Here is a 20,535-nt window from a genome sequence, read left to right as displayed (position 1 = left end):
TGAGAAGGTGAAAAGGGGGATTACCAGTGGATAAAAGATACTTAGACCTGCTTGCTGAAAAATACGACCGGGAAGAAAAAGTCGTCACTGAAATCATTAATTATGAAGCCATTCTTAATCTGCCAAAGGGCACTGAGCATTTTGTCAGTGACCTGCACGGGGAGTATCAGGCCTTCCAGCATGTTTTGCGTAATGGATCGGGTCGTGTGAAAGAGAAAATACGGGACATCTTCAGCGGGGTCATTTATGAAAAAGAAATTAATGAACTCGCAGCCCTGGTATACTACCCGGAAGAAAAATTAAAGTTGATAAAAAACAGTGTTGAAAATGAACAGGAGCTTAATAAATGGTATAAAGACAGCATTGAACGCATGATTAAGCTGATTGCTTATTCTTCTTCAAAATATACACGCTCCAAATTGCGTAAGGCGCTGCCTGAGCAGTTCGCTTATATAATAGAAGAGCTTCTTTATAAAACAGATGAATTTGCCAATAAGGAGCAGTATTATTCTAAGATCGTCCAGCAGATTATCACGCTTGGCCAGGCAGAAAAGCTCATAATTGGCCTTGCCTACAGCACGCAGCGGCTTGTGGTGGATCATTTGCATGTTGTTGGTGATATTTATGACCGGGGACCTGAGCCTGATAAAATCATGGAGGCTCTCATAAACTATCATTCTGTTGATGTTCAATGGGGAAATCATGACGCGCTGTGGCTAGGTGCTTTTGCCGGTTCAAAGGTTTGTCTTGCAAATATTATCCGGATCTGCGCCCGTTATGACAATCTTGATATTATCGAAGATGTTTATGGCATAAATCTCCGACCGCTATTAAATCTGGCAGATAAATACTACGAGGATAATCCGGCATTCAGACCGAAAATCCATTCAGATAAAAAAACATCTGATCACGAAAAGCTGCAAATCACAAAAATCCATCAGGCTATTGCGATGATTCAGTTTAAGCTTGAAAGCCCAATTATTAAAAGACGTCCGAATTTTAATATGGAAGGCCGGCTGCTGCTTGAAAAAGTAGATTACGAGAAAAGTGAGATCACGATTAATGGCGTGACGTACCCACTTGAAGACACCTGCTTTAAAACGATTAACCCGGAAAAGCCTGATGAGCTGCTTGAAGAAGAAGCGCAGGTAATGGACAAGCTGTTATTTTCTGTGCAGCATTCAGAAAAGCTCGCAAGACATATGAATTTCCTTATGAAAAAAGGCAGTCTTTATTTACGATATAATGGGAATCTCTTAATTCATGGCTGTATTCCGCTTTGTGAGGATGGACCTATGGAGAAGATGGAGATAGAGGGAAAAGCGTATAAAGGACGTGAACTGCTTGATGTATTCGAGCAGTACTTACGGAATGCATTTGCCCATCCTGAAAAAACAGACGATCTGGCAACGGATATGGTCTGGTATTTATGGACCGGTGAGTATTCCTCCTTATTTGGAAAGCGGGAAATGACCACCTTTGAACGGTATTTTATTAAGGATAAAGCCTCTCATAAGGAGAAGAAAAACCCTTATTATTCGTTGCGTGAGCAGGAAGAAACATGCCGCAGAATCCTTGAGGAGTTTGATCTGAATCCGGATAATGGTCATATTATCAATGGCCACACACCCGTAAAAGAGATTGACGGTGAAAACCCAATCAAAGCAAACGGCAAAATGATTGTGATTGACGGAGGATTTTCAAAGGCGTACCAATCCAAAACCGGAATTGCCGGCTATACCCTTCTTTATAATTCCTACGGTATGCAGCTCGTTGCCCACCAGCACTTTAACTCGAAAGAGGATGTTCTTATTAACGGGACAGACGTGTTATCCGTCAAGCGCCTGGTTGATAAAGAGCTTGAGCGTAAAAAAGTGAAGGAAACGAACAATGGAGAGGAATTGCTACAGAAGGTTGAGCTTTTAAATCGGTTGATGGAATATCGTTATATGAAGTAATGAAGGCATTAAAAAAGACATTGAAAGCTTCACTTTCAATGTCTTTTTTTCTGAATTAATCAGCTTCATCCTCACCAAGTGCAAGATAGAGATAATCAGAATCAGTGATCAGGTCAATTGTTGTTTCTCCATTCTGGTAAGAAACCCAAGCTCCCTCCCGATTTGTTTCTTCCCAGCCGGCAAATTTAATTTTCATTTCATAACTAAAAGGAATTCCCTCATCGCCTGATGCTCGTCCCCAGGTAAAGGTCATCGAACTGCCCGTCTCTCCAGCTACTTGTGCACCCTTCGGAACAGGGAACTCGTCCAGCTTAGCGGAAACGTCATAAGAGAACGTGACAAAAAGTATGAAAAGAACCGGAATACCAAGAAGCACAGTGAAAAGCCAGGTGAAAGATTTTTTACTCATATAGAACCTGCTTTCTTTTTCTAAAATTGTTTTATATACCCATATTACTCGTCGTTTGGGTAATAGGAAAGAAATACTTTTTTTCAAGCAGAGAAAAAATATCGTTATAATAATGAAGAAGAATTCTAAAATTAGGAAGCGAGTGAGAATACATGAAAAATGTTTCTAAAATGAGGATTTACACGTCTGCCAAAGAGATTTTTGAAGCGTTTGTTGATCCTGAAAAGATTGGGCGTTTTTGGTTCTCATCAAGCTCTGAAAGATGGGAAGAAGGAAAAACAGTCACATTGCGCTATGAGGAGTATGAAGCGGAAGGGGATATCTTTATTAAAGTAATTCAAGAGAACCAAAAAATTGTTTTCGAAGACGATGACGGTCATAAAGTCACAATAAATATTTTAGAGGAAGCCAAAGACAATTCGATAATTGAAGTGATAGAAGAAGGGTTTGATTCTAGAAGTGATCATCTCATCGATCAGCTAGTAGATAATAAAGAGGGATGGATATATATGCTAACCTGTTTAAAAGGCTATCTGGAATACGGTGTTAACCTCAGAGCCTCGTTGGAAAAATAAAAGTAAATCACTAGTAAATTCTTTTAAAAAAGGGAGCCATAAAGAGTTACAGGGTTTTACAATAGGAAAAAGAAGGAATGAAGGGAAGAGAGAGGATATCATTTAATTGTTTCTCTTTAATTCTTATATAAACTGGAGGCTTCCACAATGGTAACTGCTAAAGCTAGAGCTGTAAATGGTCCGGACCAATCCTTCCGTGCTGCTGAAATTGAGCGGCGGAATCTTGACGTGAGTGACGTTTTGATTGAGATTAAATTCGCTGGAATCTGTCATTCTGATATTCACACTGCTCATGGAGAGTGGGGAGAAGTAAATTACCCGCTTGTCCCAGGACATGAAATTGCAGGAATTGTCTCAGAGGTTGGATCTGAGGTAACAAAGTATAAGGTTGGCGACAGAGTAGGCGTTGGCTGCATGGTTGACTCATGCGGCGAGTGTGAGAACTGCCAAAAAGGTGAAGAACAATATTGCCTTAAAGGAAATATCCCTACTTATGCCGGTGTCGATAAATACGGGGAGCCTACTCAAGGCGGCTATTCCTCTCATATCGTCGTAACGGAGGATTTTGTCGTCAGGATTCCTGACAACATTGAACTAGATGCTGCTGCACCATTGCTTTGCGCAGGGATTACGACTTATTCTCCGCTAAACCATTGGAATGCCGGACCGGGCAAGAAGGTAGCGGTGGTCGGAATGGGCGGTCTTGGTCATGTGGCTGTTAAGATTGCCCACGCTATGGGAGCAGAGGTTACGGTTCTTTCCCAAACCTTAAACAAGAAAGAAGACGGGCTGGCATTTGGTGCTGAAAGCTACTACGCAACAAGCGATTCAGAAACCTTTGAAAAACTTGCCGGCACCTTCGATTTAATTATTAATACGGTAAGTGCGAAGATTGATATCAATGCCTATATCTCATTGCTGGCTTTGGATGGAACACTGGTAAATGTAGGTGCTCCTGCTGAACCGCTTGAAGTGAATGCGTTCTCGCTGATCCCTCATCGCCGTTCTTTTGCAGGCTCTATGATCGGCGGTATTCGAGAGACACAGGAAATGCTTGACTTCTGTGCGGAGCATTCAATCGCTCCCCAAATTGAAGTAATCTCAGCAGATCAGATTGATGAGGCTTACGAACGCGTTCTTGCTTCTGATGTGAAATATCGATTTGTGATTGATAATAGCACGCTCTAAGAATACTGAATGATGGCCCTCTGTCTTATTAGGCAGAGGGGTTTTTTACGTTCTTAAAAAATACAGTCCTCTAACAAAGTAATCATACATGTGTCATCATTCTGCATTAGCTGCACCTATCTATCCTCCTGGTTAAATAAGAATGTTTCACTGCCTTTTAAGTTGAGCTTTGGTCAAAGTAATAAATCCATCCTTCTTCTTTAATGAGGGCGTTCTTTTCTTTAGGCGGGTGCTTTATTTTTGGCAGTACTTTTCCGTTGCTTCCAAAAGCCACAGCAAAAAGGGCACAGAGGGAGGCGTCATAAGCATCTGTACCTGGAGAAGTGTCTTCAGGTAAAAAGCGTGTTAAATAGGTATGCGCTTCTTCAAATCTTTTTTCCTTCACCAAAGCAGGATAGACTTCGATAATCAGACGGTGATCCGTGTCACTTGCTTCTTTTAAAGGCAGTGTTTTGAAGCCTGCTTCTTCTTCCCATCGTTTTGTATGAATCATCGCTGCAGTTGCATTATTTCCAATCCGGTCATAAGAAGCCGATAACGGTTTCTTTCCGAATACCCTATAAATCTCCTGGTCCGTAAACCGATAAGCGAGCGGGTTGAAAATTTCTTTCTCGGGTTTTTTCATTTCGGGTCTTTCTCCATTAATAAGACGGTTAAAAGCTGCAGGGTAACCTAAAGGAGCATCAATACCAATGATTACTAACGTGTCGGAGTCAACTGCTTCAAGTCTGAAGGAGGGATCAACTTCTGAAATGAGATGATCCAGAGTCAACAGCCCCCGGTCTGGAATCGATATTTCTGCAGCTTTGCCTGACCAGGAGATCTCATTTGTCCTCCGATCCCACTGACACATCGCCACACCGTGGTTATTTCCCATCCAGCCGCCAACATCCCAGCCAAGTCCGATTACTTTTGAAAATGCCATATATATCTTCCTTTTTATGAGTATTCGAGTTTGTATCTTCCCTTTTAATTATAGGATCAAGCCTAATCTTTTTAAAAGGTACCTGACTTGTTTTCGTCATTTGCCCAAACCAAGGAAGAGCAGTTTTAGATGCTTGTAAAGTTCAAAAAAACAGGAAGTAGAAATTAAGAGGATACGGGAATGAGTGTACACTCACTTCCAATACTTAAATTCTGTTCCCTTAAAGCAAAAATGGACATGTTTCTTTTTCATTAATCAATTAAGATTAATACATGGGGTGAGGAATATGAACTGGATCCAGTCTCTTCAGGCATCAATTGATTATATAGAAGACCATCTATTAGAAGACATTGAAATTACAAATGTTGCTAAACAGGCAATGGTGTCCCCGTTCCATTTCCAACGGATGTTTGGACTGCTTACAGGCATGCCGGTCGGCGAATATATTCGCAGAAGAAGATTAACTCTTGCAGCGCACGAGCTAGTAAAAGAAGATGTGAAAATTATTGATGCAGCCCTAAAGTTTGGGTACAACACTCCGGAATCATTTTCAAAGGCATTTCGAAAACAGCATGGACTTTCACCAAGAGAAGCAAAAAGCGGGAAAGGAAAGCTTCACTATTATCATCGCCTGGTAATCCAGGTGACTTTGAGAGGAGAAACGCCGATGAAGGTTGAAGTGATTGAAAAAGGTTCGGTGCAAGTCGTTGGAATCAGGCAGGAAGTGTCCTGTGCAGATGGAGAGAATTCTAGAGAAATCCCAAAAATCTGGGGAAGAGTAAATCAGGATGGAACAGCTGACAGTCTGGCTTCAATAAATAATGGGGAGATCAAAGGAGTATTAGGCATTTGTGTAGACAAAAGCAAAGATAAGCCCGACACGATTGACTATTGGGTGGCGGCTGCCCATGAAGGCGACCGTCCGGAACGATTTGAAACAATGGAGCTGCCCGCTTCTAAATGGGCAGTGTTTGAAGTAAGAGGGGCTATGCCGCATGCGATTCAAACGATGTGGAATCGGATCTATACAGAATGGTTCCCGGCAAGCAATTATAAACATGCCGGAACACCGGATCTCGAGGTCTACTCGGGTGGTGACCCCATGTCAGAAGAATACATTTCTGAAATATGGATTCCTGTAAAATAGGATAATAGGTAAGATTAGCAGGGGGAGCCGTTCATTGCGAACGGCTGTCGCTGCTTTTTTCTCGTTTAATTTAAGTGTTTTGTCCGGAAAGAAGGGTATCGTAAAGTAGGATTGTTATGTACTTAATGAATGGTAAAAACGTTAAAAGACCCCTACGGAATGAAAGGAGCTCTCTCTATGGCTGTGATTGAAACAGATGTCATTATCATTGGGGCCGGGCCAGCCGGGCTGATGGCTGCGAATGTCCTGCAGAAAAGAGGAGTGGATTTTGTCTGTCTTGAGAAGAAGCCGGGACGCTCTGTGCTATCAAAGGCGCTTGGGATTCAGGCAAGATCGCTTGAATTGTTTGAGTTTTTAGGTGTGAATAAGCCATTTGTAAAAAGAGGCTATCCGGGACCTGGAGCAAAAATTCATTTAGCCGGCAAAAAGCCCTCCTACGTGGAAATGTACCATGTGAAAAGCAGATACCCTTACTTATTAATTATTCCTCAGCATGAAATTGAAGAAATTCTTGAAACTCATTTAAACGATCGGGGTGGTGTAATCTCAAGGGAGCATGAGGTCCTTAATGTGGTTCAGGAACAAGAAGGAGTTTATGTCACCGCGAGTCATAATGGGGAAACTAAACAGTATTTAGCTAAATATGTTCTTGCCTGTGACGGCGCCCACAGCAAGGTCCGGCAGCTGTTAGATGTTGAATTTGTCGGAGAAGATGAGGGCATCACGTTCTTCACAGGAGATGTTGAAATTCCTGAAATGAAGGAAATTCATATAAACCTGCACATTAATGACCGGGGGGCTGCCGCCTTTTTCCCGTATAAGGATGGTTCTTACCGGGTTGTAGGCTTTGACCGTACAAGACAAAAAGGCCCTCGCAGAAAAGAGATGAAGCTGCAGGAGCTGCAGACTTCACTCGACACGATTTTAACGACCTCCTATCAGGTGGAGAAGCCAAGGTGGCTCGGCTATTTCGGAACAGCTCACAGACAGGTACCAAATTACCGGGAAGACCGCGTCTTTTTCGTTGGTGATGCTGCTCATATTAACAACCCGCTTGGCGGCCAGGGAATGAATATCGGACTTGAGGACGTGGCGAATCTCTGCTGGAAAATCGATACGGTTCTAAAAGGATACGCAGGGAGCCCCTTTCTTGATACGTATCACGAAGAACGCGCACCTGTTGCGAAAGAGGTAATCCGAAATACTACACTCGAGCTTAAAATGATTCAGTTAAAAGGTTTTCCCGGTAAAGTCCGCAACTGGGCAGGAAAAGCAGCGCTGACACAAAACTGGGTACAGGCCATTTTTGCAAAAGCCCTGTCCCATGTTCATAATGATTATGATAAAACACCGATCAACCGGTCATTTAAGGACAAATCCCTACCAAGAAGAGCAATTCAGGCAGGAGAACGCGTGCCGGATCAGCTGCTGTTTATGAACGGAACAACAGATGAGCGGCTTTTCCCTCTTATCCAGCGCCTCGGCTATGTGTGTTTAATCTATATTGATTCCTATCAGCCGGATCTTGTTGACTTTGCCTATGCTTTTGCAGAAAAAGCAAATGAAGCCTTTCCGGATATGATAAAGGTTTTCCTTGTGGCAAGAGGCGGAACCGTTCTGACCGAACGAAACGAACTTCCGATTATCTATGATTCGTACCGTCATCTCGATCGGAATTTAGGAATGAGAAAGGGAAGCATGCTTTTCATCCGACCGGATGGGCATGTTGGATTCCATGACGGATCAGCGGATTTGAAGAAGGTGATGGGGAAATTGAAGAGGTATTTTATTTAAACGAAAAAACGGCTCGCTGGGATATTCAGCGGGCCGTTTTATTTAGATCGTACGTTTAAAAGCCTTTACAATCACGCCGTCATTGGCGGGTTCAAAGTCGTACTGAGGCAGCCGTTCAAATCCATGCCTCGTGTACAGGTCAATGGCTTCTTCCATGAATTCACCAGTATGAAGGCCAATTGCGGGGTAGCCTTTTTCTTTTGTCCGGTCGATGCACGCCTGAATAAGAGCTGAACCAACGCCTTTTCCACGCGCTTTGCGGGAGACAGCAAGCACCCGGAGCTCCGGATAATCAAGCTCATCAACGTACCCTTCATAAGCATCCGTCTTCGCAGGAAAGAGTGCGACACTGCCTGCAATTTCACCTTCCCATTCAGCAACGAGCAGCTCCACGCCTGGCTGCTGGTCTGCTTCTGAAGAAATGGCTTTTTTAAGCGCCTGCCAATGCTCCTCAGAAATTCGGTTTGTATGCTCGCTATAGGCTTCGATCCGCTGCTTTCGAATCAGCGGCAGCTCTTTTTTTTTGGCTTCCCTGATATGAATAGTCATGTCGTTACTCTCCTTGTCTACGAAACTTACCTTGTCTGCTGCTTAAATGCTCGCGTCCATGCGGTTTTTCCCATAAAGACAAGTCAGGTCCTTTTGGCAGTATTTTCGTTTCTGTTTTATCTGCATTGATTGTTATAGACAAATGGTAATGACGCTTAATCGCATCAAAATCCGTCGTGTCGCCAAAGCCGGGTGTCTGGTACAAATCACGTGCATAGGCCCAGAGGTTTGGCATTTCACGAATTAAATTTCGATTTGTATTAAATCCGTTATAGTAAGCAGCATCAAACCGGGCGAGTGTGGTGTATAACCGTACATCAGAATCGGTAACGAAATCGCCGTGAAGAAAACGGCGGTCTGAAAGCCAGTCCTCAAGGTAGTCAAGCTTGGCAAAGAGCCGGTCAAAAGACTCTTCATAGGCTTCCTGCGACTGAGCAAAGCCGCATTTATAAACACCGTTATTAATGTCATGAAAAATTTCTTCATTTAAGGTGTCAATTGTTTCCCGGTGTTCCTCAGGGTATAAGTCGGGAGCATCTTCTTTATGAAACTCCTTCCATGCAAGTTCATAGTAATTGGTTAAACGCGGGTAATCATTATTAACGGCTTTTTTATCCTTTAAATCTACCATAACAGGCACCGTTGGACGCCCATCATAGTCAGGGTCTGCATTCAGATAAACCTCACTGACATATTGAATCCCGAGAATCGGGTCAACATTCTTTTCATCAAGCGAAAACTCCCAGTCCACCCGGCCGATAGCAGGCCTCATAGGGCTTGCCGTTCCTAAGCTGATGGCATCCTCCAGCCCCAGTAAGCTCCGGACAATAACTGCGCGGTGAGCCCATGGACAGGCTGGCGACCAAAGCAGGCGGTAGCGGTCTTTTTCAACAGGCAGCTCACCTTCATTTTGACCGAATGCTTTAGTAAAACGATTTGTTTGCCGCTTAAATGATCCATCCTGGCTTATTTCTTTTGGTTTTTTGTCAGTCATGATTAATTCCCTCATTTCAGATATAAATATATATCGCTTATTCAGTTATCCCATGTTCTTTCATGACAGTCAAAAATAATTAACTATTCTGAATGTATTTGTTGTTTTATGAAACAAAATGTAAGGTTATTCCGTATAATTATTACGACTGGAGGCGAGAGAAATGAAAAAATACATAATGCTGATTTTAACTGCTATCCTGCTTTCTGCCTGCTCAGATACGGGAGGAGAAGTAGAAGCACCGGTACAGAATGACCCGGCTGAAGAAACTGAAGAAGAAAGGGAACAGGCACCGGAGGAAAATGAAGCTTCAGATGATGACCTGGAGACAGTTGAGACTCTCGGGCTTGTGTCCTCTTTTGAAGATTTAACAAAAAATGAAAGCGGCGAATTGACAAAGGAGTATTCATTGCGTGATGAAACGAACAGCTTTGCTGCTATTAATCCTTTAGAAGGAATTGAAGAGGATTTTATGGCGCAAATGCAGGGAAAAGAAGAGATTGAAGATCCAGAGCGTGTACTAGAGCAGCTGCAGGCTTTACTTGGAAATGGAGCTGTTGGTGCATTAGCCGAAAAGCTGAACAAATTTAAACCCACTTTTTCTGCACCGCTTCTTCCTGAGCCGGAAGAAATGGACGCAGGAGCAGAAGGAGAGGAGCCCCCTGCACATGCCATGATTCTTTTGGATGCGAGCTCGAGTATGCTTTTGGATGTGGACGGGGAACAGAAAATGATGGTGGCAAAGGATGCGGTACTTGATTTTGGAAAAACGATCGGTGCAGCAAGTGAGGTTTCCCTGTATGTGTATGGACATGAAGGAACGCAGGAGGATGAGGACCGGGAGCTATCCTGCTCAACGATAGATGAAATCGTGCCGATGGGTGAGTATAACGAAGAGAAATTTTATGAATCAGTAAACGGGGTTGAAGCAAAGGGCTGGACTCCGTTGGCAGAAGCGATAAAAAAAGCCAAAGAAGACAGCAGCCAGTACGAAGGTAAATTGACTGTATTTATCGTCAGTGACGGAATGGAGACCTGTGGGGGCGATCCGATAGCAGAGGCGGAAGCATTTGTCGAAGAGGATGAGGATCGCAAAGTGAACATTATTGGATTTAATGTGGATGAGGAATCCGAAGAGCAGCTCAAAAAAGTAGCAGAAGCAGGCTTAGGAGACTATCTTGCGGCCGACACCGCAGAAGATCTGCAATACAGCATGAAGAAAACATGGGTGCCGAGTGACATGGAAGTGATTAATAAATCACTTTCATCCCCTAAAAACGGCTTCGCTGTTCCGTTTCAAAATCTCGAAATTAACGACACTGCTATGGATTTAGGCTTCGCTCTGAGCCGTGAAAATGCGCGATTTAAACGCGGTGTTGAAATACTGAAAAATGAGGAAGTAATTACAGAAGAGATTGCCCGGAAAACAGTCGAGCTCATCGATTCTCAAAATGAAGTTAAAAAACAGCTGATCGATGAGAAGAAGGAAGAAAAGCTTCAGGCAATTGAGGATGAAGTAAACAGAATTGATGAGGAGATCAATGAGTGGGTTGAGCGAATGGAGAAATTGAAGGAGGAGCAGGGGTAAAGAGGATTTCCCGGATCTGGGCAAGGATCCGGGGATTTTTTTTTGCATTGTTTTTTTCTAAGTAAATTTTACAGTGGATTTATGGCCTGCTGGGGTTCCAGTTTTATGCTTAAAAATGAAGTTACAAAGCGGCTAAGTCATCTTTATACCAAGATGATTCGACAGATTCAATGAGTACGAACTATCCGTTACTTTTTTGGAAATTTCCTTTTAAAGTTAGTTTAATCACTATACAAACTATCAAAAGACTGATAGAATATTTTTGTGAAAACGATTTCTTATAAAAAGGAGGTAGGGGTAGTTACTAATTCTGCTCTGAGAAAAATGAAAAAGAATAAGAGTCTTTATATCATCATGATTACACTAGTGGCTACACTTGGCGGACTGCTTTTCGGATACGATACAGCCGTCATCTCCGGGGCGGAGTCGTCACTCCAGGCCTACTTTGCTGATGGGTTAAACTTAAGCTCCCTTGTACATGGACTGACGGTTTCGAGTGCATTAATCGGATGCATTATCGGCGGGCTGCTGTCAGGTTATTTCTCTACCCGGTTCGGTCGGAAGAGAACGCTGATTTTAGCGGCTGTTTTGTTTTTGTTATCTGCTATCGGTTCCGCTTATCCTGAGCTGTTGTTCTTTACGGCAGGTGAGCCTACGTATTCTCTGCTTATCACATTTAATCTTTACCGAATAATTGGAGGAATTGGTGTAGGGCTTGCTTCGGCTGTCGCTCCGATCTATATCGGTGAGGTAGCACCGTCCCATATTCGGGGTAGGCTGGTGTCTTTAAACCAATTTGCGATTATATTTGGAATGCTTGTTGTTTATTTTGTGAACTGGGGGATTGCCAGAGGACAGACGGAGGCCTGGGTAAATGATATTGGCTGGAGAATGATGTTCGCATCTGAAGCAATTCCGGCACTTCTATTTTTGCTGCTGCTATTTTTAGTGCCTGAAACCCCTCGTTATTTGGTATCCCAGCAGAAAAATGACGAAGCGATGAAAATACTTACAAGGATCTACGATACAACGATGGCCAAGGCCACCTTATATGAAATCAAGCAGTCATTTGATACGAAAAAAGGAAAGCTGTTCTCCTATGGTGTACCAATTGTCGTAATTGGAATTTTGCTTTCCGTTTTTCAACAATTTGTAGGAATCAATGTCGCCTTGTACTATGCCCCTCGAATTTTCGAAAGCATGGGTGCAGCGAGGGACGCATCTATGTTCCAGACGATTATTATGGGACTTGTAAATGTTGTTTTCACTATAATTGCGATTTTAACGGTCGATAAATTCGGCAGAAAGCCGCTGTTAATCATCGGTTCGATTGGAATGGCCATCGGAATGATCGGTGTGGCAGGCTTAGCATTTGCCAATGCGATTGGGATTGCCACGCTCGTATTTATCATTATTTATACAGCATCCTTTATGATGTCCTGGGGACCAATTGTCTGGGTGTTAATTTCAGAAATATTCCCAAATAAAATTAGAGGGCAGGCAGTAGCAATTGCTGTTGCAGCTCAATGGGCAGCAAACTATTTCATTTCCTCAACCTACCCGATGATGATGGAATTCAGCGGAGGATTAACCTATGGCTTTTATGCGCTCATGAGTATTTTATCAGGACTATTTGTTTGGAAGTTTGTACCTGAGACGAAAGGCAGATCACTAGAAGAGCTAGAGATGATTTTAAAGAATAAACGTTCTGCAGAAGAAAAGAAAAGATCCTACGCTCAATAAGATCTAAAGGGTGAAAAATGCTATTAATTATTTTTTAAATTCTTTGTTTATCGAATAGACAAACTAATTTAAATCTGATAATCTTTAATTAGCAAATAAAGAAAGCGGTTACGAAAATAAAAAATTAACTACTATTTTCTATAATTTAGGAGGAATTATGAATGGCTTATTTTAATTCAGTTGAAAAGATTAAGTATGAAGGCGCAAGATCATCCAATCCTTTTGCATTTAAGTTTTATAATCCTGAAGAAGTAATCAACGGAAAATCAATGGAGGAGTACCTGCGATTTGGCATAGCATACTGGCACACTTTTACAGCAGATCTTTCCGATCCATTTGGTTCAGGTACAGCGATCCGGAAATGGGACAATTATTCAGAAATGGACAAAGCGAAAGCCAGAGTAGAGGCAGCTTTTGAATTTTTTGAAAAGCTGAGTGTTCCTTACTTCTGCTTCCATGATGTGGATATTGCTCCTGAAGGAAACAGCTTAAGAGAATCAAATGAAAACCTGGATACAATCGTTTCGATGATGAAGGATTATATGAAGGACAGCAAAACGAAGCTTCTTTGGAATACAGTAAATAATTTTACACATCCAAGATTCGTCCATGGTGCAGCTTCTTCTAACAACGCAGATGTTTTTGCTTATTCAGCTGCGAAAGTAAAAAAAGGGCTTGAAGTAGGGAAAGAATTAGGAGCAGAGAATTATGTGTTCTGGGGCGGACGCGAAGGCTACGAATCTCTGCTTAATACAAACATGAAGCTTGAACAGGACAATTTAGCACGCTTCTTCCAAATGGGAATAGATTACGCAAAGGAAATCGGATTTGATGCACAGTTTCTAATTGAGCCAAAGCCGAAGGAGCCAACCACTCACCAATATGACTTTGATGTGGCAACAGGTTTATCCTTCCTGCAAAAATATGATCTTAAGGATCATTTTAAATTTAATATTGAAGCAAACCATGCAACACTTGCAGGCCATACGTTTGAGCATGAGCTTCATACTGCGCGTATTAACGGCGTTCTTGGCTCAGTCGACGCCAACCAGGGCCATCCGCTGTTAGGCTGGGATACGGATGAATTCCCAACGGACCTTTACTCTACTACGCTTGCAATGTATGAAATTATTAAAAATGGCGGACTTGGGAGCGGCGGCTTGAACTTCGATGCGAAAGTCCGACGTGGATCCTTTACACCTGAGGATTTATTCCATGCTCATATTGCAGGAATGGACAGCTTTGCAGTCGGCTTAAAAGTGGCACAAAAACTCTATGATGACCGCGTTCTTGAATCAATCATTGATGAAAGATACAGCAGCTTTGACAGCGGAATCGGAAAAGATATCGTGGAAGGCACAACTGATTTCCACAAGCTTGAAGAGCATGCGCTGCAATTAGGAGAAATTGAAAATCAGTCCGGTCAGGTTGAACGAATTAAATCAGTCATCAACCAATATCTGCTTACGTCCTACGCAGGGGAATGATGACAGTGAGCTATGTAATTGGAATTGATTTGGGAACCAGTGCGGTGAAGCTGCTGCTTTTTAATAAGCAGGGAGATATTGCTTATCAGGTTTCAAAAAACTATCCGCTAATTCAAGGGAAAAATGGCTACAGTGAGCAGGAGCCTGAAGCCTGGGTGCAACAGACCTTTGCCGGACTTCGCCAGCTTATTCAGGAGGGGCCTTGTTCAGCACAGGAAATTGAAGGAATAAGCTTTTCAGGTCAAATGCATGGCTTGGTGCTGCTTGATGAGCAAAACAAACCATTGAGAAACGCCATCTTATGGAACGATACAAGAACCACTGAGCAATGCAGGCAGATTTATCAAGCCGTCGGTGAGGAACGATTATTAAGAATTACTAAAAATCCGGCTCTTGAGGGCTTTACTTTACCTAAGATTTTATGGGTAAAGGAGCATGAGCCGGAACTGTTCCAACAGGCGAAAACCTTTTTGCTTCCAAAGGATTACTTACGCTACCGCATGACCGGTGAAGTTGCAATGGATTATTCTGACGCTGCAGGAACTCTTCTATTAGATATGGAGAAAGGGCAGTGGAGTGATGAGCTCTGCCGGATTTTTGAACTGAACTTAGCACTGTGCCCGCTGCTTGTTGCTTCCTACGACCAGACGGGGACAGTTATGCCCGAGGTGGCTGATGAAACTGGGCTGTCCGCTCAGACAAAGGTATTTGCAGGTGGTGCAGATAATGCATGCGGTGCAGTCGGGTCTGGTATTTTAGCCGATGGCCAGACGCTTTGCAGCATCGGCACCTCAGGCGTTATTCTTTCCTATGAAGCAAGCAGTGACAAGGATTTTAACGGTAAGGTTCACTACTTTCATCACGCGGCGCCGGATGCCTATTATACGATGGGGGTTACCCTGGCTGCAGGCTACAGCTTAAGCTGGTTTAAGGAGGTCTTTGGAGCAGAAAGCTCCTTTGAAGAGTTTGTCAAAGACATTGAAACCGTTGAACCGGGATCTAATGGATTGCTTTTCACCCCGTATATTGTTGGGGAAAGATCGCCTCATGCAGATGCTGTCATCCGGGGAAGCTTTATTGGAATGGACAGCTCTCACAGGCAAAAAGAGTTTGTTCATTCGGTGATGGAAGGAATCACATTTTCGTTAAATGATTCGGTTGAAATTTTCAGGGAGAATGGCAAAAACATTCACTCGATCGTTTCAACAGGCGGTGGTGCAAAAAATGAATATTGGCTGCAGATGCAGGCGAATATTTTTAACGCAGATATCGTAAAATTATCGAGTGAACAGGGTCCCGGTGTAGGGGCTGCCATGCTTGCCGCTTATGGCTGCGGGTGGTTTGCAACTCTCAAGGACTGTGCAGATCAATTCCTTCAGGTGGATCGCGTGTATTCTCCACAGGAAGAAAAGGTTCAGGTTTATAAAGAGCTGTTTGCGATTTACCAGGATGTGTATCATCAGACAAATTCGTTAAATGAAAGGCTAAAAGCCTATAGAAAGTAAATTAAAAAGCTGTCGGGGAAGCTCCCGGCAGCCTTTTAATCTTCTAGATAGGAAAAACCGTAATTCACAAAGCTGTTAATCATCAGCGCCATCTCGCCAGGGGTCTGATCCATGTCATTATCTATCCAGTCCTTAATCACATGAATCGCTCCGCTGATCACAAACGTACTCAGGAACTTCGATTTTTCCTCTTCTACATTGCTTTCCTTCATCCAATTATTCAGCATGTAACGGCGGGTCAGCGTCATCATTTTTTGTTCGAAATGCAGTGAGCTGTTGCTGTTTAAAAGGGTTCGCAGAATTAATTTGTTGTCATTAATATATTCAAGTATTTTTTCAGTAATTTGAATCGCTTCTTCTTCAACCTCATAGCTGTAGCTGTTCAGGTAGGCATCCATTTCCTCGGTCACTTCATTTTCTATTTTGTTTAACAAATCCAAGTGATCGGAGTAGTGGGTGTAAAAAGTCGACCGGTTAATGTCGGCTTTTTCGCAAATTTCCTTAACAGTAATCGACGAAATGGGCTTTTCCTGAAGAAGGGAAATGATGCTTTTCTTTAAAACATTCCGCGTGTATTTTTTTCGGTTATCTAATCTTTTGCTCATTATCCACTCATCCTTTTGTTAACGATTTGTGAAAATCCAACACAAAACAACATTGTGTTGGATAACTGACGCTGCTGCCGATACTGTTTGTTGAATATCCAACACAGTGTCAATACAATAGTAGAATGTAGACAGTGTATATGCAAGAGAGGATGACGCTTTATCGACTGGACAGGACAGGTCATTAAACATAAAAAAGGAATTGTTATACTATTTTTCATCATTGCAATGCTTTGTGCAGCGGCACAATTTGCTGTATCAGTTAATTACAACATGGCCGATTATCTGCCGGAGGATTCTCCTTCCTTACAGGCAGTTGACCTGATGGAAGAAGAGTTTGATGACCCAGTGGCGAATGCAAGAGTCATGATTAAACATGTCTCAGTGGCAGAAGCCCAGGATTATAAAGAGGAGCTTGAAGCCATAGACGGAGTAAGCGGCGTTATGTGGCTCGATGATGTCGTAGATTTAAAAGTTCCGCTGCAGGTGGCCAATCAGGATACAGTCGAAACCTATTACAAGGACGACACTGCACTGATATCTATAAGTATTCGTGATGGAGACGAAGTGGAGGTCACGCAAAAAATTTATGACCTGATCGGTGAGGACAACGCCATCACCGGTGAAGCCGTCACCACAGCAGTTTCGCAGGAAATGGCAGGGGAGGAATCCATGTATGCGGCCCTCCTGCTTGTGCCAATCATTATATTAATTTTAATCCTATCTACGAATTCATGGGTTGAGCCGGTGCTGTTTTTAACGGCAATCGGGGTCTCGATTCTGATTAATCTTGGAACGAATATTTTTATTGGGGAAGTATCGTTTATCACCCAGTCGGTGGCTCCGATCCTGCAGCTGGCTGTGTCGCTCGATTATGCCATTTTCCTTCTGCACAGCTTTTCAGATTACCGCAAAAAAGTGGCAGATCCGACTGAAGCGATGAAGCTTGCGATGAAGCGTTCATTTCCAGCTATCGCAGCTAGCGCATCCACGACCTTTTTTGGCTTTATGGCACTGACCTTTATGGAGTTTGGCATTGGCGCCGATTTGGGCGTTAACCTGGTAAAAGGTATTTTATTGAGTTTTATTTCTGTTATTGTCTTTTTACCGGCACTTACTCTGCTTTGCTATAAATGGATTGACCGGACAAAGCATCGTCAGTTGATCCCTGACTTTAAAGGAGTAGGCAAGCGTGTGATCAAGCTGCGTGTGCCTAGTCTAATTATCGTCATGCTGCTGATAGTCCCGGCCTTTTTAGCGCAAAGCAACACCACTTTTATCTATGGTGCCGGTGAGCACCCAGAAAACATGCGCGCTGGTCAGGATGCTAGAGCGGTAGAAGAGGTCTTTGGAAAAGAAATGCCGATTGTACTTTTAATTCCTGAAGAGGACAGAGGAAAAGAAGAGGAGCTTGTCCAGGAGCTTGAAGGTCTGCCAAAGGTTTCAAGCGTCATTTCCTACGTTAATATGGTTGGCGCTGCCATCCCTCCTGAATACCTGGAGGAATCAATGATCGACCAGTTTTATTCCGGTAACTATGCGAGAATTACACTTTACACGGAAACAGAGGCAGAAGGAGAAGAAGCGTTCTCACTGATTGAACAAGTGGCAGAGACAGCTGATTCCTATTATGACGAAACTCATCTGCTGGGTGAGAGTGTTACCTTATATGATATGAAAAACATCGTTCAGCACGATAATACCTTCGTAAATGTAATGACGATTGTAACGGTGGCACTTGTTCTGCTGATCACCTTCCGCTCGTTGTCTGTTCCGGTGGTGCTGCTGCTGACGATCCAGGCGTCTGTTTGGATTAACCTTGCGATTCCATATTTTACAGACGATCCGCTTGTTTATATAGGCTATCTGCTGATCAGCACCATCCAGCTTGCGGCTACGGTTGATTATGGAATTTTGTTTACTGAGAATTACTACAAGCTCAGACAGGAAATGACGGCTATGCAGGCTATTAAGAAAACCGTGGATGAAAAGCTTTTTGCGATTTTTGTATCAGCATCCATTTTGTCGAGTGTAGGGTTTATCTTATGGCTGACTTCCACCAATCCGGTTGTCTCATCCATCGGATTATTATTAGGCAGAGGAGCGCTTTTAGCGTTCATTATGGTCGTATTCCTGCTGCCTGCCTTATTGGTTTTATTTGACCGTGTGATTGAAAAAACAAGCTGGAAAGCAAACTTTTATAAGGGGAAATGACGATGAAATTTAAACGCACAGGTGCTGCCTTTACAGCCATTCTTCTCGCAATGCCGACACTGCTTGTATCAGCTGAAACAAATGATACTTCAAAGGAGGAAGATTCTCCTCAGGGCGAGGGATCTTTTTCAGCAAAGCATGAAGTGGTTTATGCGACGTTAACTGCCACAGGTGAACCGGGAGAGATGTATGTCGTTAACAACTTCACTGTTGAAGAACCGGGAAAATTGATGGATTACGGCCCTTATAGCAGTGTTCAGAATTTGACTGACCTGACCGGGATTGAGCAGGAAGGGAACGAGGTCCAATTTACTGCAAAGGAAAATGAATTCTACTATCAGGGGAATCTGGACAATATGCCGCTTCCCTGGAACTTTACTGTTACGTATCTTTTAGATGGAAAAGAAATAGATCCTAATCAGCTCCCTGGAGAAGATGGGGAGATTGAACTTCAAATTGAAACAACGAAAAATGACAGTGGTGAGGAGCTTTTCTTTGAGAATTACCTGATGCAGATTTCATTGACATTAGATTCGAACCGCTTTAAAAACATTGAAGCGGAGGATGGAGCGTTAGCAAATGCTGGGAAGGACAGGCAGGTGACCTTCACTGTACTGCCTGAGAAGGAGGAAACCTTCTCTGTGAGGGCAAATGTAACGGACTTTGAAATGAACGCGATTGAGATCGCGGCTGTTCCTTCCTCCATGTCAATTGATGCTCCTGACACAGATGAGATGCAACAGGAAATGATGTCATTATCCGATGCGACAGCAGAAGTTAATCGTGGAGTTGGCGGGCTTAAGGATGGAATCTCTGAGCTAAACAGCGGAGTTGCCATGCTCTTTGACGGATCTGCTCAATACCGCGACGGCATCTCACAGCTTCAGGCAAACTCATCCGAGCTTGTGAACGGCTCAGCATCTATTCAGTCAGCGCTTCAGCAGATGAATGATGCAGTTGGAGGAGCCGGCTCTGGAAGCGGCATGGATGTCAGCCAGTTTAGCCAGCTTGGAGAAGGACTGCGGCAGATTGCTGGAGGACTTCAGGAAGTTGAAAATGGTCTTTCAAATCTTAGCGGACAATACGCCCAGGCCAACGAGGCACTGGGCCAGTCAATTAACTCCATCCCGGAGGCGTCAGTTTCTGAAGAGGACATTCAAGCGCTATATGAAAGCGGAGCAGATCCTGCCGTTGTAGACGGGCTAGTTGAAAACTACCAGGCTGCACAAACGGTCAAAGGCACCTATGCCGCTGCGGGCGAAGCATTCCAGGCCATTTCACCGGCACTTGATACAAGCGCTGGCTCACTTAATGAAATGAGCTCAAATTTAACTGCAATGGCCGACCAGCTTGACAGCAGTCTTGCTTCGGTTGATATTGATGAATCGATTGCTCAGCTGCAGGGAGGGCTGGAAACTCTTTCAGCCAATTACAATGCGTTTCATTCCGGGCTGACAGAGTATACAGGCGGAGTTGATCGTCTGGCTGGCTCTTATCAGGAGGTCTATTCAGGAATCTCCGGCTTAACAGGAGGAACTGCAGAGCTTGAAGGCGGAGCGTCCCGCCTTCATAATGGAACGGCTGAACTCGCTTCAGCGACAAGCGATTTGCCTGATCAGATCCAGGTGGAAATCGATGAGATGATCAGTGAATTTGATAAATCCGATTTTGAACCAGTATCCTTTGTTTCAAACGAAAATGAAAACGTTGAAGCTGTTCAATTTGTAATTAAAACAGAAAGCATCCAGAAGGATGAAGACGATCAGGAAGAGGAGTCTCAGGACGAAGAAAAAAGCTTTTGGGACCGTCTGCTGGATTTGTTTAGATAACCACTAACACAATATATCTTCAGAA

The 20,535-nt window shown here is 43.3% G+C and carries 16 protein-coding genes; 11 read left to right on the top strand and 5 right to left on the bottom strand.

Annotation, left to right across the window (positions count from 1 at the left end; translation table 11 throughout):
- Positions 1–26 precede the first annotated feature (26 nt).
- Complete coding sequence (gene fbp, locus C4B60_RS17405; protein ID WP_104059310.1) at positions 27–1,958, top strand: fructose-1,6-bisphosphatase; 1,932 nt, start codon at positions 27–29, stop codon at positions 1,956–1,958.
- A 55-nt stretch (positions 1,959–2,013) separates the two neighbouring features.
- Here fbp and C4B60_RS17400 read toward each other — a convergent pair whose 3' ends face one another.
- Positions 2,014–2,367, bottom strand: a complete 354-nt coding sequence (locus C4B60_RS17400) for a fibronectin type III domain-containing protein (protein ID WP_104059309.1) — start codon at positions 2,365–2,367, stop codon at positions 2,014–2,016.
- A 152-nt stretch (positions 2,368–2,519) separates the two neighbouring features.
- Here C4B60_RS17400 and C4B60_RS17395 point away from each other — a divergent pair, with 152 nt between their 5' ends.
- Together C4B60_RS17395 and C4B60_RS17390 are read left to right on the top strand one after the other, a co-directional pair.
- A complete protein-coding gene (locus C4B60_RS17395) occupies positions 2,520–2,942 on the top strand; it encodes an SRPBCC domain-containing protein (RefSeq protein ID WP_104059308.1) in 423 nt (140 codons plus the stop codon).
- Between the two features lie 147 nt (positions 2,943–3,089).
- Positions 3,090–4,130, top strand: a complete 1,041-nt coding sequence (locus tag C4B60_RS17390; RefSeq protein WP_104059307.1) for an NAD(P)-dependent alcohol dehydrogenase — start codon at positions 3,090–3,092, stop codon at positions 4,128–4,130.
- Positions 4,131–4,287: 157 nt separating this feature from the next.
- Here C4B60_RS17390 and C4B60_RS17385 read toward each other — a convergent pair whose 3' ends face one another.
- Complete coding sequence (locus tag C4B60_RS17385) at positions 4,288–5,055, bottom strand: DUF429 domain-containing protein (protein WP_104059306.1); 768 nt, start codon at positions 5,053–5,055, stop codon at positions 4,288–4,290.
- 286 nt (positions 5,056–5,341) lie between these two features.
- Between C4B60_RS17385 and C4B60_RS17380 the strand changes: the two genes are divergently transcribed.
- Both C4B60_RS17380 and C4B60_RS17375 read left to right on the top strand, forming a co-directional pair.
- On the top strand, positions 5,342–6,202 hold the full coding sequence (locus C4B60_RS17380; RefSeq protein WP_104059305.1) for an AraC family transcriptional regulator: 861 nt from the start codon (positions 5,342–5,344) through the stop codon (positions 6,200–6,202).
- Positions 6,203–6,379: 177 nt separating this feature from the next.
- Positions 6,380–7,996: an FAD-dependent monooxygenase gene (locus C4B60_RS17375; protein ID WP_167578696.1), complete on the top strand. Its 1,617-nt coding sequence runs from the start codon at positions 6,380–6,382 to the stop codon at positions 7,994–7,996.
- 42 nt (positions 7,997–8,038) lie between these two features.
- Here the strand turns inward: C4B60_RS17375 and C4B60_RS17370 are convergent, their stop codons facing one another.
- On the bottom strand, positions 8,039–8,545 hold the full coding sequence (locus C4B60_RS17370; protein WP_104059303.1) for a GNAT family N-acetyltransferase: 507 nt from the start codon (positions 8,543–8,545) through the stop codon (positions 8,039–8,041).
- A 4-nt stretch (positions 8,546–8,549) separates the two neighbouring features.
- Positions 8,550–9,539 (bottom strand): glutathione S-transferase family protein, encoded by a 990-nt coding sequence (locus C4B60_RS17365; protein WP_209020107.1) that lies wholly within the window; start codon positions 9,537–9,539, stop codon positions 8,550–8,552.
- A 163-nt stretch (positions 9,540–9,702) separates the two neighbouring features.
- Here C4B60_RS17365 and C4B60_RS17360 point away from each other — a divergent pair, with 163 nt between their 5' ends.
- From C4B60_RS17360 to xylB, 4 genes are all read left to right on the top strand, one after another.
- On the top strand, positions 9,703–11,127 hold the full coding sequence (locus C4B60_RS17360; protein WP_104059301.1) for a VWA domain-containing protein: 1,425 nt from the start codon (positions 9,703–9,705) through the stop codon (positions 11,125–11,127).
- A 324-nt stretch (positions 11,128–11,451) separates the two neighbouring features.
- On the top strand, positions 11,452–12,870 hold the full coding sequence (gene xylE, locus C4B60_RS17355; protein ID WP_104059300.1) for a D-xylose transporter XylE: 1,419 nt from the start codon (positions 11,452–11,454) through the stop codon (positions 12,868–12,870).
- Positions 12,871–13,031: 161 nt separating this feature from the next.
- Positions 13,032–14,357: a xylose isomerase gene (gene xylA / locus C4B60_RS17350; protein ID WP_104059299.1), complete on the top strand. Its 1,326-nt coding sequence runs from the start codon at positions 13,032–13,034 to the stop codon at positions 14,355–14,357.
- Positions 14,358–14,362: 5 nt separating this feature from the next.
- On the top strand, positions 14,363–15,862 hold the full coding sequence (gene xylB / locus C4B60_RS17345; RefSeq protein WP_104059427.1) for a xylulokinase: 1,500 nt from the start codon (positions 14,363–14,365) through the stop codon (positions 15,860–15,862).
- A 35-nt stretch (positions 15,863–15,897) separates the two neighbouring features.
- Here xylB and C4B60_RS17340 read toward each other — a convergent pair whose 3' ends face one another.
- On the bottom strand, positions 15,898–16,467 hold the full coding sequence (locus tag C4B60_RS17340; RefSeq protein ID WP_104059298.1) for a TetR/AcrR family transcriptional regulator: 570 nt from the start codon (positions 16,465–16,467) through the stop codon (positions 15,898–15,900).
- A gap of 228 nt (positions 16,468–16,695) precedes the next feature.
- Between C4B60_RS17340 and C4B60_RS17335 the strand changes: the two genes are divergently transcribed.
- Together C4B60_RS17335 and C4B60_RS17330 are read left to right on the top strand one after the other, a co-directional pair.
- A complete protein-coding gene (locus tag C4B60_RS17335; RefSeq protein ID WP_104059297.1) occupies positions 16,696–18,681 on the top strand; it encodes an efflux RND transporter permease subunit in 1,986 nt (661 codons plus the stop codon).
- A 2-nt stretch (positions 18,682–18,683) separates the two neighbouring features.
- Complete coding sequence (locus C4B60_RS17330; protein ID WP_245154039.1) at positions 18,684–20,510, top strand: YhgE/Pip domain-containing protein; 1,827 nt, start codon at positions 18,684–18,686, stop codon at positions 20,508–20,510.
- The last annotated feature ends 25 nt before the right edge of the window (positions 20,511–20,535 follow it).

The sequence above is a fragment of the Jeotgalibacillus proteolyticus genome (assembly GCF_002926065.1).
GTDB lineage: Bacteria > Bacillota > Bacilli > Bacillales > Jeotgalibacillaceae > Jeotgalibacillus > Jeotgalibacillus proteolyticus.
The sequence above is the reverse complement of the archived record's forward strand: the minus strand, read 5'-3'. Positions and strand labels throughout refer to the sequence as shown.